Source organism: Serratia sp. Tan611 (genome assembly GCF_905188235.1).
GTDB classification, from domain to species: Bacteria; Pseudomonadota; Gammaproteobacteria; order Enterobacterales; family Enterobacteriaceae; genus Serratia_B; species Serratia_B rhizosphaerae.
Genome location: NZ_LR994655.1, coordinates 2,019,194 through 2,033,850, shown reverse-complemented (window position 1 = coordinate 2,033,850; position 14,657 = coordinate 2,019,194). Strand labels below are relative to the sequence as shown.

Below are 14,657 nucleotides of genomic sequence, written 5' to 3'. Positions count from 1 at the left end.
ATCATACCTGAAAATATCCGGCAGCACATCATGAACTGCCCGGCCATCTTTGCGGCTGCTAAACTTGATGCAGTTCACAAATCCACATGTGGATAGTGTGAGCACGCTATTCAATGCGACCTGAAAAGAGGATATCAATGAGCCAGTTATTCAAACCGATTTCCCTTGGGAAACTCAGCCTGCCGAACCGCATCATTATCGCGCCGATGTGCCAGTATTCTGCCGAACAGGGCGCCGCGACGCCGTGGCATACCATGCACCTCGGCAGCCTGGCCATGTCCGGCGCCGGCCTGCTGATTGTCGAAGCAACGGCGGTATCGCCGGAAGGGCGCATTTCGCCGCAGGACCTGGGGTTGTGGGACGACGCCACTGAACAGGCATTGGCCGAGGTCGTCAATGCGGTCAAACAGCACGCCACTATGCCGCTGGGCATTCAGTTAGGCCACGCCGGACGTAAAGCATCCACCGCAGTGCCCTGGGAAGGCGGCGGCCAGATAGGCCAGGCAAACGGCGGCTGGCAAACCATCGCTCCCTCCGCAACGCCGTTCCATCCCGATGACGAAGCACCGGAGGCGATGAGCCTGTCGCAAATCGCCCAGTTGAAGCAACAGTTCGTCGACGCGGCCAAACGCGCCGATCGCCTGGGCTTTGAGCTGATTGAGCTGCATGGCGCCCACGGTTATCTGCTGCATCAGTTCCTATCGCCGCTGGCCAACCAGCGCGATGACCAGTATGGCGGCTCACTGCCCAACCGTATGCGGCTGCTGCTGGAGATTTTTAGCGAGGTACGTGCGGTATTCCCGGCGCACAAAGCCGTCGGCGTACGCATCTCCGCCAGTGACTGGGTACAGGACGGCTGGGATGAGCAACAGTCGGTAGCGCTGACCAAGGCGCTGAAAGAGCTGGGCTGCGACTATATTCACGTCTCCAGCGGCGGCCTGTCACCGCAGCAGCAAATTCCCGTCGGCCCGAATTATCAGGTGCCCTTCGCCGAGACCATCAAGCGCGAGGGTGGCCTGCCGACCATCGCCGTTGGTTTAATCACCGAACCGGAGCAGGCCGAGGCGATCGTCGCCACCGGCCAGGCCGATATGGTGGCGCTGGCGCGCGGCATTCTGTACAACCCGCGCTGGCCGTGGCACGCTGCGGCCAAGCTGGGTGCAAAAGCCAGCGCGCCGCCGCAGTACTGGCGTTCAGAGCCTCACGTGCTGAAAGGGCTGTTCAGCAACGGCTAAGCGCGCTCCCCTGAGGCAACATCATTCGGCCGTTAGTCAGGCTAATGGCCGAATTCTCCCCCCTCCGCTATCGCCAAACGCGGGAAAATACGCCACAGAGCGCACCATAACCTAATTCAGGATTTTCCTGTCACGCCAGAAAATGCCACAATAACTGCCATTACCGGCAGAAAATGATACGCGTGCACAGAGTCCATTCGGGCAACGGACCATGCTAATTCGCTGTTATGACACCAATAATTACCAAAAAGCTGAGAATACATGACACAACTTCCTTCGTTTAATCGTTCCCTGCTGCATCCGCGTTATTGGCTAACCTGGTTTGGCATTGGCCTGTTATACCTGCTGGTACTGCTGCCTTATCCCGTCATCTACCGCCTCGGCACCTCGCTAGGCCGTTTCTCCATGCGTTTTCTGAAGCGCCGCGTGGTCATCGCGCAACGGAATCTGACGTTGTGTTTCCCGGATATGCCGCAGGCGGAGCGTGATGCGCTGGTAGTGAAGAATTTTGAGTCGGTCGGCATGGGCCTGTTTGAAACCGGCATGGCCTGGTTCTGGCCGGACTGGCGCATCAAACGCTGGTGCCGTCCTGAAGGGCTGGAACATATCCAGCAGGCACGCGACAACCAACAGGGCGTTTTGCTGATCGGCCTGCATTTTTTAACGCTGGAATTGGGCGCCCGTATTTTCGGTATCTATAACCCCGGCATCGGCGTTTATCGCCCGCATGACAATAAGTTGTTGGACTGGCTGCAAACCTGGGGACGGATGCGGTCCAACAAATCGATGCTGGACCGCAAAGATATTAAAGGCATGATCCGCGCGCTCAAACAGGGCGATATCATCTGGTATGCACCGGACCACGACTACGGCCCGCGCAGCAGCGTCTTCGCTCCGCTGTTTGCCGTAGACAACGCCGCCACCACCACCGGCAGCTATATGCTGGCGCGGATGGGCAAACCGGCGATTATCCCCTTCGCTCCACGTCGTCTGCCGGATGGCCAGGGTTATGAGTTACTGATTCAGCCAGCGGTGGAAGATTTCCCACTGGACAGCGAACTGAGCGCCGCCACCCGGATGAACCAGGTGGTGGAACACGGCATTCTGCTGGCGCCGGACCAATATATGTGGCTGCACCGCCGTTTTAAAACCCGCCCGGAAGGTGAACCCTCGCTGTATTAAACATGACCCGCCTGACGGCGGGTTTTTTTATGCCTGATGGCTTGAGCCGCGGGCGAAACAGTGTGAAGGTAAAGGTTTCGAACCTACGCTAACCGTGGAGCGCATCATGTATATTGTCAGTCTGACCTACCATCGCCCGATTGAAGAAGTCGACAGCCATCTTGAAGGGCATATCGCCTGGTTGAAAAAATATTTCGCCCAAGGGGATTTTATTGCCGCAGGGCGTAAAAACCCGCGCAACGGCGGCGTAATCCTCGCCAAACAGATGGCACGTTCACAGCTGGACGCCATTCTGGCGCAGGATCCGTTTACCGCGGTGGCGAACTACGAGGTGACCGAACTGGCGGTAACCGCCGCCGGCGAAGATTTCAGCAACCTGCTCAACCTGTAATTCTCCCTCCCGCGCCGCTCAGCGCGGGATCGCACCCTGTTTTATTTTTGAAACTTTATTTTATTTTTCCGCCTCTCCGTCCCGAACACATTTGAAGTCCGCGCATCGAAGGCGCATACTGAGCAGGCTAACTTTTTTGCCTTGGCCGCAGCGCCATCGCCTGCCTCTTCTTCTGCTGTTACGGTAACCCATGGCCCCGGTATCAGAACCTATTAACTGGAAACGCAACCTCTTCGTCGCCTGGCTCGGCTGCTTTCTTACCGGCGCCGCCTTCAGCCTGGTCATGCCCTTTTTACCACTCTACGTCGAATTGCTTGGCGTCTCCGGGCATGAGGCGCTGAACCTGTGGTCCGGGCTGGTGTTCAGCATTACCTTCCTGTTTTCCGCCGTCGCCTCGCCTTTCTGGGGCGGACTGGCCGACCGGCGTGGGCGCAAACTGATGTTGCTGCGCTCCGCGCTGGGCATGGCCATCGTGATGGCGCTGATGGGTATGGCGCAAAACATCTGGCAGTTTCTGGCGCTGCGCGCGGTGCTCGGCCTGCTCGGCGGCTTTATTCCCAATGCCAACGCGCTGATCGCCACCCAGGTGCCGCGCAACCGCAGCGGCTGGGCGCTGGGCACCCTCTCAACCGGCGGTGTCAGCGGTGCATTGATCGGTCCGTTGATCGGCGGCCTGTTAGCCGACCAGTACGGCCTGCGCCCGGTGTTCTATATCACCGCCGCCGTCCTGTTTATCTGCTTTATGCTGACGCTGTTTTTCGTCAGGGAACAGTTCACCCCGGTACAACGGAAAGATATGCTGCACGCCCGTCAGGTGTTTGCCTCGCTGAAAAACCCCAGATTGATTTTGGCGCTGTTCGTGACCACCATGATTATTCAGATCGCCACCGGCTCTATTGCACCGATCCTGACGCTGTACGTGCGCGATTTGGCCGGCGATATCCATAACCTGGCGTTCGTCAGCGGGCTGATCGCCTCCGTGCCCGGCGTTGCCGCGTTAATCAGCGCGCCGCGTCTGGGGAGGCTGGGCGATCGCATCGGGCCGGAACGTATTCTCGTCTGTATGCTGCTGTTCTCCGTATTGCTGCTGATCCCTATGGCTTTTGTGCAGACGCCATGGCAGCTGGCGGTGCTGCGTTTCCTGCTTGGTGCCGCCGACGGCGCCCTGCTGCCTGCGGTTCAGACGCTATTAATCTACAACAGCAGCAATCAGGTGGCCGGGCGCATCTTCAGCTATAACCAATCCTTCCGTGACGTCGGCAACGTCACCGGCCCGCTGCTCGGCGCGGCGGTTTCCGCCAGCTACGGTTTTCGGGCGGTATTCGGCGTGACGGCGCTGGTGGTGATGTTCAACGCGCTCTATTCGTGGCGCTGTCTGCAGCGTCGTCCCAAACGCCCGCAGGAAAAACAGCTGCAAGAAGAACCATAATCCGCAGCCCGCACTATTTTTTATCATTAGCGGCCATTTTCAGCACTTTCATTATTCATGGCGTTTCGTCGCCGCTGATCGCCAGCCGCGATAAAGAAACCACCTATCCAATTGTTTATAAAAACAATTAAAAAAACTGCTCAATAAACGCCCTGTCAATCACATTTACCGCTTTGCCAACATAAAAACTAAAAAAGTAGATGTTTGTCGACTTTTCATCTAATAAATGGGATACAGGTACTAGACAAAACCAACAGTCGATTATCAAATGGCTGAATAATATCACGCAGAGTGCCTGCACTCTGCTAAGTGAAGAAAGGGTCGCGACGCTTTCCACGGCATACGGGCGTTGCGGCCGCGGTTTTGTCCGGTAACCCGCTTTTGCGGAATTATCACGCTTAACAACATATACATACCACACTATAAGCCGGTGCAATCGGCAGACTTTATTGGGAATACGTTATGCAATCCTCTAGCAACCAACAAGAAAGCCGGACCTTTTTCGGCCATCCATACCCGCTCGGTTCACTGTTCTTCACCGAAATGTGGGAACGCTTTTCGTTTTACGGCATTCGCCCGCTGCTGATTCTGTTTATGGCCGCCACGGTTTATGAAGGCGGAATGGGACTGGCGCGCGAAAACGCGTCGGCTATCGTCGGTATCTTCGCTGGTAGTATGTACCTGGCCGCACTGCCCGGCGGCTGGCTGGCCGATCACTGGCTGGGGCAGCGCAAAGCCGTCTGGTACGGTTCGATTCTGATCGCCCTCGGCCACCTGTCGATAGCCCTGTCCGCTATTATGGGTAACCCGCTGTTCTTTATCGGCCTGATGCTGATCGTGCTGGGCTCCGGGCTGTTCAAAACCTGTATCTCGGTGATGGTCGGTACGCTATATAAGAAAGGCGACGCCCGCCGCGACGGAGGGTTCTCGCTGTTTTATATGGGCATCAATATGGGCTCATTTATCGCGCCGCTGATTTCCGGCTGGCTGATCAAATCGCACGGCTGGCACTGGGGCTTTGGCATCGGCGGTATCGGTATGCTGGTGGCGCTGGTGATTTTCCGCATCTTCGCCGTGCCGGCAATGAAACGCTACGACAAAGAAGTGGGGCTGGATTCTACCTGGAACAGTCCTGTCGTGAAGAAAAACGGCGTGGGCGCCTGGCTGGGAGCCATCGCGCTGGTTATCGTGGCGCTGACCATGCTGGTCGCCAACGGCACGATCGTGATTAACCCGGTGGCCGTCGCCAGCATGCTGGTTTACGTCATCGCCGCTTCGGTGACGCTCTATTTTATTTACCTGTTTGCCTTCGCCGGTTTGAACCGCAAAGAACGCGCCCGCCTGTTGGTGTGCTTTATCCTGCTGGTTTCGGCCGCCTTCTTCTGGTCCGCCTTTGAGCAGAAGCCGACCTCGTTCAACCTGTTCGCCAATGACTACACCAACCGCATGATCGGTGATTTCGAAATCCCGGCGGTCTGGTTCCAGTCCATCAATGCGCTGTTTATTATCCTGCTGGCGCCGGTATTCAGCTGGCTATGGCCGGCGCTGGCGCGTAAGCAAGTCCAACTGAGCAGCATCACGAAATTTGTGATTGGCATTCTGTTCGCCGCCGCCGGTTTCGGGCTGATGATGATGGCCGCCCAGCACGTTCTGAGCAACGACGGCGCCGGCGTATCTCCTATGTGGCTGGTGGGCAGTATTCTGATGCTGACGCTGGGAGAACTGTGCCTGAGCCCTATCGGGCTGGCGACCATGACGCTGCTGGCGCCGGAGAGAATGCGCGGGCAGATGATGGGCCTGTGGTTCTGCGCCAGCGCGCTCGGCAACCTGGCGGCCGGCCTGATCGGCGGCCATGTGAAAGCGGACCAGCTGGACTCACTGCCGGAGCTGTTTGCCCGCTGTTCCATCGCGCTGCTGATTTGCGCCGCCGTGCTGACTCTGCTGATTGTGCCGATTCGCCGCATGCTGGCCAATACCAAAACCAGCAGCGAGCAGCAACCGGCCACCAGCGTCTGATCGCTCTGAGTTTTCGCACCGGCCGGCGCATTACGCGCCGGCTTTTTTATGCCTGCCACGTCTGCCGTTGCAGTACGACACGATAACCATCCAGATCGGCGAAAGTCTGACCGTTAATATCCCAGTACGGGTTATAGGCGCTAACCCGGTTAAAGCCCGCCGCCAGCATTTGCCGGCACTGCGCCTGCCATTCGGAGGCATCTGGCAGGTAGAACACCAATAAATTGTCCTTGCTTGGCGCATGCCCCGCCGATTCCCCGCGATGATGGGTAAACTCGAGGTGATAGGCATGGTGCGGATGCCCCAGCATCACACCGTCAAAACCCTGACGATCGTAAAACTCCCCTAACCGGCTAAATCCCAGGCCATCGCAATACATGGCCGCAATAGGCTGCAGCCGATCGGTGGGCCGTGCTATACGCAGAACGGTATTTTTGGGCAGCATGGTTTCTCCTCAGTAAATACTCCGTCACCGGCCTGATGGTATTAACAAAAAACCGCAAGTGAGTGATTATTGTCGCCAGACTACTATGCTCAGGTAAATAATGGCTGTTCGGGAAGGCGTTTATCTGGAAAATCTCACCTTTCATCCGTCAAATGACACTAACGTTCGAAAAAAACAAAATTAACTTCAATAACCATTTTAATCAAAGCATTACATAAAATATCTTGATTCCAGCTCAGCCATCTCTATTAAGTACGAATGAACGCAGCTCATTTTTTCCTTTATTCCCCCTCTCATTACACCCTTACCCAATATAACGTCGCCAGCGGTAACATAAAAAATAATGCATAAAAAATTTGCATCCTGCGCGACGGCGACAACAATTAATTTTGACGCCTGTCATCCAGCTTCAGCCCCTGAAGCTCGCCAACCCAACACACTGTGACCGGAGACGATTATGGACCTGTATGACACGCTGGAAGAAGCGATTGAAGCAGCGCGCGAAGCCTTTATTGAGTCCACCGACGGGGAAGATGACGAACCGCCGGCGGCGCAACAGTTCAATTTGCAAAAATACGTGATGCTGGATGGTGATATCATGTGGCAGGCGGAGTTTTTTGCCGAAGAAGGCGCGTCGACGGAGTGCCTGCCGCTGCGCAGCGGCGCCGCCGCCCAGGCCATTTTTGCCGGCGACTATGACGACATAGAGATCCGCGAAGAGTGGCTGGACGAAAACACCCTTTATGAATGGGACGACGACGATTTCCAACTGGAACCGCCGTTAGATACCGAAGAGGGGAAAACCGCAGCCGACGAATGGGATGATGACCGCTAACACGTCCATAAGCACTCAGCGGCTGCGACAGAATTGAAGGAGCGACAATGTTCATCAGACCGGCCCAGCCCGCCGATTACCCCGCCATTCTCGCGCTGCAGGCGCAAAACGTGCCGGAGCATCTCAGCGCTGAACGGCGGCGACAAGGATTTATCGTTTCGAAAATGGATGAAGCCCAGCTTGCGCACATCAATACGGAGCTAGGCATTCTGGTGGCGGACGCGGAAGGACAACTGGCCGGCTTTGTCTGCCTGACGCAGGCGCATATGCAGCCTCGCCCTGAGGTCGTCGACGCCATGCTGGCCGCACTGGACGCACAGCACTTTGACAACCGGCCGATTCAGCAGCAGCGCTATTTTCTCTACGGCCCGGTTTGCCTGGACCAACGCTGGCGCGGCAAAGGGGTGCTGAAAAAACTGTTTGCGGCGGTAAAAAACCATACGCGGGCGTCGTTCGATCTGGGTATTTTATTTATTGACGACGCTAACCCGCATTCGCTCGCCGCCCATCAGCAAGGTCTGGGTATGACGGTGGTAACGACATTTACCTGCCGGGGCAAGCGCTATTCCCTGCTGGCATTCGCCACCCGCTAGGCAGGCTACTCATAAGGCCCGTGCTGCGCGTCAAACGGTAGCATAAAGGTATCCACCACCATCGACAGCGGCACATCAATCACCGTCAGATAGCGCCAGGGCGTGTCACGCAGGTCCCACTGTACGCCCGGGTAATATTGATGGCCATGGCCGGCACCGGGCACCGTACGGCTGATAATACTGCCGCAGCCGGACAGCGTCATGACGCCCAGCGTTAATAACGCCACCCGCAGCAAGAAACCTGTTTTCACTCTCTTAACCTATCCGTCGCCTGATAATACCGGCGCGCAGTGTAACATGATGACCGGCACACAGAATGTCAGCATTATGTAAGCGCCATAAAAAAAGGACGCGTAACAACGCGTCCTTTCGTTAGGCATCCAAACCGGCGCTTAGCGCTGCCCGGCCGGATGAGCCTGCGCATTATGCGGTAACTGCTGATAATACGTCCGCCAGCCCTCACCTTCCGGCTGCTGCCAAACGCGCTGATGCAGGCGGGAGAGTGCCACCGGATCGCTGAGCAATTCCAGACGCTTCAGTTTTTCCAGTTTTTCCGGACCAACCTGCATCGCCTCATTGACCCGCTCCTCACGAGCACGCTCAATCGCCGCGCGCAGATGGTGACGCGCCGTCGCCATCGCTGTTGCCAACGCATTGAAGGACGGGTTCACCACCGCGTGCATAAAGCCGTCACGCAGCGCACGAGCGCGGTTCTGCTGCAGATACTCCTCGGTCGCCACCAGCACTTTCGGCGGCGAGTACTCTTCCGGGATCAGGAACAGCTTGCCACGCTTGCTCTTCAGGCCGAGCGTCGCGCGGCTGGAGAGCACCGACACGAACGGCGACAGAATCAGCGAGAATACGATCGGCGCCAGCCACCACAGGAAGCGCAGATCCAGCCACGCCATGCCGCCGGCCCAGACCAGACCCAACAGCATTTGCGAACCGTGACGTTTGAACGCTTCGCCCCACGGCGTATCGTCATCGTCACGCTGCGGCGAATTCCACACCACTTCCCAGCCGAGGAAGGCGCTGACCACAAACACGGTATGGAACAGCATGCGCACCGGCGCCAGCAGCACCGAGAACAGCATTTCCATCAGCATCGAGATCAGCAGGCGGAATGCACCGCCGTATTCTTTCGCGCCCTTCGCCCAGATCAAAACGACGCTGAGCAGCTTCGGCAGGAACAACAGCACCAGCGTGGTGGAGAACAGCGCTATCGCCAGCTCCGGACGCCACTGCGGCCATACCGGGAACAGCTGTCTCGGCTGCAGGAAGTACTGCGGCTCCATCAGCGTATGCACCACCTGCAGCGCCGTCGACAGGGCCAGGAACATAAACCACAGCGGCGCAGACAGGTAAGACATCACGCCGGTCAGGAACACCGCGCGGTGCACCGGGTGCATGCCTTTCACCAGGAACAGGCGGAAGTTCATCAGGTTGCCGTGACACCAGCGGCGGTCGCGCTTCAGTTCATCCAGCAGGTTAGGCGGCAGCTCTTCATAACTGCCCGGCAGATCGTAGGCGATCCAAACCCCCCAGCCGGCACGGCGCATCAGCGCGGCTTCGACAAAGTCATGGGACAGAATCGACCCGGCGAACGAACCTTCACCCGGCAGCGGCGCCAGCGCACAGTGCTCGATAAACGGCTTGACGCGGATGATCGCATTGTGGCCCCAGTAGTGGGACTCACCCAACTGCCAGAAGTGCAGACCGGCGGTAAACAGCGGCCCGTAGACACGCGTCGCAAACTGCTGAACGCGCGCATACAGCGTATCCATACCGGAGGCTTTCGGCGCAGACTGAATGATGCCGGCGTTCGGGTTGGCTTCCATCAGACGCACCAGCCCGGTGAGGCACTCGCCGCTCATCACGCTGTCCGCGTCCAGAATCACCATGTAGCTGTAATCACCACCCCAGCGACGGCAGAAATCATCGATGTTGCCGCTTTTACGCTTCACACGACGACGACGACGGCGGTAGAAAATACGCCCGTGGCCGTCAACATCGCGACACAGTTCCATCCAGGCTTTCTGTTCCGCGACGCAGATATCGGGATCGTAACTGTCGCTCAGCACATAAATATCGAAATGATCCAGCTGCCCGGTCGCCTTGACCGACTCGTAAGTCGCACGCAGACCGGCGAAAACGCGTTCAACGTCTTCATTACAGATCGGCATAATCAGCGCGGTGCGGTGTTCTGGGTTAATCGGCTCATCGCCCTTGATGGTGGAGGAGATGCTGTATTTATCCTTGCCGATCAGCAGCTGCAGGAAGCCCATCAGCGCCGTCCAAAAGCCCGCCGATACCCAACAGAACAGAATGGCGAACAAAATCAGGATGCCGGTTTGCAGTACATAAGGCAGCAACTGCAGCACCGACTGCATCAGATCCTGGTCGAGCATGGCGATCGGGTCGATCAGCGCCCAGCCCTGATACGGCAGAATGGTTTTCATATACCAGGTGGCGATACCGGTTTGCACCAACATCAGCACCAGCAATACATAGCGGCGCATGGAGCCCGCGATACGCCAGCGGTTTTCCGCGTCGGCCTCTTCTTTGCTGGCGTGACGATTGTGCGGCGATCGGCCCAGCAAAGAGTCCCAAAAGCGCGCCACCGGGTTGGTGCGCCAGGCTTCCGGAAACATGCTGGTGCGTTTGATCGGCGGCGTCGCTTTCAGAATGGCGCGCCCTTCCGCATCGGTATCAAAGTTTTCGTCGTCAACCGCATCCGGCCAGGCGTTTTCAATGCGGCTTTTAACCGAAGCCAGCGCGATATCGTCTTCCGGCAGCGTGGCGACGTTAGCGTCTTCAGCACCCATCTGGCGGTGCAGCGCTTCCAAAGACTGGCCGCCATCGGCGGCCAGTTGCTGATTGAGCGCCTCTGACCGCTCAGCGGTCAGAGGCATTGCCGCAAGATAATCCTGGGCAGTTTGAGTAGACTTATTCATTGGCAGGTAGCTGATAGCTCCAGGTTTCCGACAGGGTCTTATCACCATTAACCAGTGCTGCACGCATTTCTACAGGTTTCTTGTCGTCTTTCACTTTCACACGCAGCGTCAGACGCCAGCCTTTAGTCACTGGGTTATAGCGAACGTTGTTTTCCACCATTTCACCGTTATCACCGACACTCACCTGTGAAGCCACCGGCGTTTTCTCATCCAGGCCTTTCAGGACCGGACCGACGAAGTCCACCAGGAAAGCAACGCTGCCGTCCGGCTCGCGAATCAGGTTGGACTGCTTCACATCGCCGGTGGAGCGCATGGTCTGGCTCACATAGGCAATATCCTGTGAATGCAGTTTGTCCTCATCACGGGTGAAGTGCAGGCGATAGTTCAGCGCCAGCGGCGTTTTGGCATCCGGCAGCACGTCCGGCGTCCAGAAGGCCACGATATTATCGTTGGTTTCATCAGCGGTCGGGATCTCCACCAGCTCAACCTTACCCTTGCCCCAATCACCGCGCGGTTCAATCCAGCCGCTCGGACGCTGATCGTAACGATCGTCCAGATCTTCATAGTCTTTGAAGTCGCGACCGCGTTGCAGCAGACCAAAGCCTTTCGGATGCTCGACGGTATAGGTGCTGACGGACAGGTGCTTCGGATTATTCAGCGGACGCCAGATCCATTCGCCGTTGCCGGCATGGATCGACAGACCGTTGGAATCATGCAGCGCCGGACGGTAGTTCATCATCGGCGATGGCTGGTTCGGCCCGAACAGGAACATGCTGGTTAATGGCGCAATACCCAGCTTGCCCACTTTATCACGCAGGAACACCTTGGACTGTACGTCCACCACAGTGTCGCGGCCCGGATAGACCACAAAACGGTAGGCGCCGGTAGCGCGCGGTGAATCCAGCAGCGTATAAATCACCAGGTGTTTGTCGCCCGCCTTCGGCCGTTCGATCCAGTATTCGCGGAAGCGTGGGAACTCTTCGCCGGAAGGCAGCGCGGTGTCGATCGCCAGACCGCGGGCGGACAGACCATACACCTGATCTTTACCCACCACGCGGAAATAGCTGGCGCCCAGCATGCTCATGATTTCATCGTTCTTATCCGCACGGTTGATCGGATACAGCACTTTGAAACCGGCAAAGCCCAGGTTCTTCACCGACTCGGGATCGTGTTTCACCGAGCCGAAGTTGAAGTAATCCGGGCTATATTTAATCTGTTTGACCGTGGTCGCGGTGACTTCGTTGATTTTCACCGGCGTGTCGAAGTACATGCCCTGATGATAAAACTCAAGCTTGAACGGGGTTTTCAGCTTGTTCCAATACGCTTTATCGTGATTGAACTGGATCTGTTGGTAGTCCGCAAACTTCATGTCGCGGAACTGAGAAGGAAGGTTGCTCTTCGGCGCTTCAAAACGCTTTCCTGCCAACTCCTGCGCCTGCTTGGCGACATCATCAAGCGTAAAGGCCCACGCCTGCGAGCTGAACAGCGTTAACAACACGGTGGCACCTAACCAACGAACGCTCACGGCGCGTGGTTGTCTGGATAAAATATTAACTGGCACATCCCCCCCTATTCGTGTGCTCAAATCATTTAAAATCCATATTAATGGATTATTCAGCTATCCGACAACATGATAAATGATTGGTTCATGTTTATGGCTCAGAGTTTAGGCAGCTGACGAAGCCCAGCGTAGCAAGCCTGCGCGCAAGACGCTATGGAAAATTATGAGGTGATATAGTAGGGTCTGAAATGAGATTTAACCCATGCTTGATTAATAAGCAGGTTAAAGAAGACTCAATAAAAACTATCTGCGGTATCTTATGACTAACGGAAACAACCAGCGCGAGTTTTTCCTGGATTCTATCCGGGCATATTTAATGTTGCTCGGCATCCCTTTTCATCTTTCTCTGATTTACTCCAGCCATACCTGGTCGGTGAATAGCCTCACGCCATCATTTTCATTAACGGTGTTGAACGATGTCATCCACGCTTTCCGTATGCAGGTGTTCTTCATCATCTCCGGCTACTTCTCCTTTATGTTGTACCAGCGTTATGAACGTAAACGCTGGCTCAAGGTGCGGCTGGAGCGGGTGGCCATCCCGCTGTTAAGCTCCATCCCCTTAATTACCCTGCCGCAGTTTTTCCTGCTGAAATATGCGACGCATAAACTGGACGGCTGGGACGGGTTTGACCTCTATCAGAAAATTAACGTTGCCGTTTGGGAGTTAGTGTCCCATTTATGGTTTTTATTAACGCTGTCGCTGCTCACCTGCGCCGCTTTTTACCTGTTCCGGAAAATTAAGGCGATAAAAACGCCTATCGCGCCGTTCCCGATAAATAATATGAACAGTTTAGGAAAGATCTCACTGTACTTCTTTATCTACGGGATAGCCTATTCGGCGGCGCACCGGATTATTTTAATTACCGCTCCGCAACTACCCGGCAACGGTCTATTCAATTTTGTGGTGATGGAAACGCTGTTCTACCTGCCGTTCTTCCTCCTCGGCGCCTATGCCTTCAAATACGCCTGGTTAAAAGAGATTTTCCTCACCCCTTCACCCAAGGCGGTGCTGGGCGCGCTGTTGCTGTTTATCGCCTATATGCTGAACCAGAAGCTGCTGGCTCATAGCGACCTGATGTTTGAAGTGGAAGTCCTGATCAAGATCGTGCTGGGCATCCTGATGACCAACGTGGTGTTTTCATTCGGCCACCGGCTGTTGAACTATCATTCGCCACGTATCACCTATCTGGTGAACGCTTCCTTATTTATCTATCTGGTGCACCACCCGTTGACGCTGCTGTACGGCGCTTTCGTTACGCCATATATCAGTAATAATATTGTGGGATTCTTGGTGGGCCTGGTATTTGTCTTCGGCCTGGCTTTTATATTGTATGAAGCGCATAAGCGCGTACCGCTGCTGCGTTTCCTGTTTTCCGGCAAACCACAGAAGTAAGCCGAGGCGCATTTTCAAGAATCATCCTAATCTCGGCAACGTTCTCCCTGCCACAACATGGGGTTTATTACCCCATGTTGTTCCTCACCTCACCTCTCCCTCCCTAAATTCGTTAAACGGCATATAATTTACTTTCGCAGCTATCGATGACCAAAGCGCACGCATTGCTCGCAGGCCGGCTGACAATTACGGCACAGTAAGCGTGCAAACGGCGAACGCCGCTGCGTAGTAAATGGAAATCCACATCCCTGCCTCACGGTAGCGATTGGGCTCACTGAACCCTAAGGGAAAGCGCCGTCGCCGAGACAGCGTCAGCAGCATCTCCCTTCCGTCACGACAGAGAGGATTTTTCAATGACCGACCCAAACACCACGGCCCAAGACGCCGCACCAGCCAATGCCACATTACTTAAAATCCTGGGCAGGCTGCTCTCCGCGCTGGACGCCTCGATAAGCGGCAAGGATCGCAGCATACTGGTGCACGACCTGTCCCACTTCAATCTTGATGGCGTTTCCGAAGCGGAAAGGAAGCTGGCGGCGGAATTAATCAAACGCGCCCTACAATCCCTCGACCATTAATGCAGCTCTAGTCGCAAACCATTAAACCTGATTCAGGTTTAATGG

General features: G+C 56.0%; 13 protein-coding genes. 9 read left to right on the top strand and 4 right to left on the bottom strand.

Annotation, left to right across the window (positions count from 1 at the left end; translation table 11 throughout):
* Window positions 1–137: 137 nt before the first annotated feature.
* From TAN611_RS09595 to TAN611_RS09575, 5 genes are all read left to right on the top strand, one after another.
* Window positions 138–1,235 carry an NADH:flavin oxidoreductase/NADH oxidase gene (locus tag TAN611_RS09595; RefSeq protein WP_105230714.1) on the top strand — a complete coding sequence of 366 codons (1,098 nt, stop codon included), beginning with the start codon at window positions 138–140 and terminating at the stop codon, window positions 1,233–1,235.
* 261 nt (window positions 1,236–1,496) lie between these two features.
* Complete coding sequence (locus TAN611_RS09590; RefSeq protein WP_105230713.1) at window positions 1,497–2,417, top strand: Kdo(2)-lipid IV(A) acyltransferase; 921 nt, start codon at window positions 1,497–1,499, stop codon at window positions 2,415–2,417.
* A gap of 106 nt (window positions 2,418–2,523) precedes the next feature.
* Window positions 2,524–2,808 carry a YciI family protein gene (locus TAN611_RS09585; protein WP_105230712.1) on the top strand — a complete coding sequence of 95 codons (285 nt, stop codon included), beginning with the start codon at window positions 2,524–2,526 and terminating at the stop codon, window positions 2,806–2,808.
* Window positions 2,809–2,998: 190 nt separating this feature from the next.
* Entirely contained in the window at window positions 2,999–4,237 is a 1,239-nt protein-coding gene (gene mdtG, locus TAN611_RS09580; protein ID WP_105230711.1) for a multidrug efflux MFS transporter MdtG, read from the top strand.
* Window positions 4,238–4,699: 462 nt separating this feature from the next.
* Window positions 4,700–6,253 (top strand): peptide MFS transporter, encoded by a 1,554-nt coding sequence (locus tag TAN611_RS09575; RefSeq protein WP_187043294.1) that lies wholly within the window; start codon window positions 4,700–4,702, stop codon window positions 6,251–6,253.
* Between the two features lie 46 nt (window positions 6,254–6,299).
* Here the strand turns inward: TAN611_RS09575 and TAN611_RS09570 are convergent, their stop codons facing one another.
* Window positions 6,300–6,698 (bottom strand): VOC family protein, encoded by a 399-nt coding sequence (locus TAN611_RS09570; protein ID WP_203067623.1) that lies wholly within the window; start codon window positions 6,696–6,698, stop codon window positions 6,300–6,302.
* Window positions 6,699–7,155: 457 nt separating this feature from the next.
* On the opposite strand from TAN611_RS09570, the gene TAN611_RS09565 reads away from it, so the two are divergent.
* The gene (locus TAN611_RS09565) at window positions 7,156–7,533 is read left to right on the top strand and encodes a MysB family protein (protein WP_187043295.1); all 378 of its coding nucleotides are present in this window, start codon (window positions 7,156–7,158) and stop codon (window positions 7,531–7,533) included.
* 47 nt (window positions 7,534–7,580) lie between these two features.
* Window positions 7,581–8,126 carry a GNAT family N-acetyltransferase gene (locus tag TAN611_RS09560; RefSeq protein WP_203067622.1) on the top strand — a complete coding sequence of 182 codons (546 nt, stop codon included), beginning with the start codon at window positions 7,581–7,583 and terminating at the stop codon, window positions 8,124–8,126.
* Between the two features lie 5 nt (window positions 8,127–8,131).
* On the opposite strand, the gene TAN611_RS09555 is transcribed toward TAN611_RS09560, so the two are convergent.
* From TAN611_RS09555 to TAN611_RS09545, 3 genes are all read right to left on the bottom strand, one after another.
* Entirely contained in the window at window positions 8,132–8,329 is a 198-nt protein-coding gene (locus TAN611_RS09555; RefSeq protein WP_232251673.1) for a YceK/YidQ family lipoprotein, read from the bottom strand.
* Between the two features lie 189 nt (window positions 8,330–8,518).
* Window positions 8,519–11,080 (bottom strand): glucans biosynthesis glucosyltransferase MdoH, encoded by a 2,562-nt coding sequence (gene mdoH, locus TAN611_RS09550; RefSeq protein WP_105230705.1) that lies wholly within the window; start codon window positions 11,078–11,080, stop codon window positions 8,519–8,521.
* Complete coding sequence (locus TAN611_RS09545) at window positions 11,073–12,641, bottom strand: glucan biosynthesis protein G (RefSeq protein WP_172606289.1); 1,569 nt, start codon at window positions 12,639–12,641, stop codon at window positions 11,073–11,075. The genes mdoH and TAN611_RS09545 overlap by 8 nt, the downstream gene beginning before the upstream one ends.
* 259 nt (window positions 12,642–12,900) lie before the next feature.
* Here TAN611_RS09545 and mdoC point away from each other — a divergent pair, with 259 nt between their 5' ends.
* Together mdoC and TAN611_RS09535 are read left to right on the top strand one after the other, a co-directional pair.
* Window positions 12,901–14,034 (top strand): glucans biosynthesis protein MdoC, encoded by a 1,134-nt coding sequence (gene mdoC / locus TAN611_RS09540; RefSeq protein ID WP_105230703.1) that lies wholly within the window; start codon window positions 12,901–12,903, stop codon window positions 14,032–14,034.
* Window positions 14,035–14,387: 353 nt separating this feature from the next.
* Window positions 14,388–14,612, top strand: coding sequence for a hypothetical protein (locus TAN611_RS09535; protein WP_105230702.1), 225 nt, complete (start codon window positions 14,388–14,390; stop codon window positions 14,610–14,612).
* Window positions 14,613–14,657 lie beyond the last annotated feature (45 nt).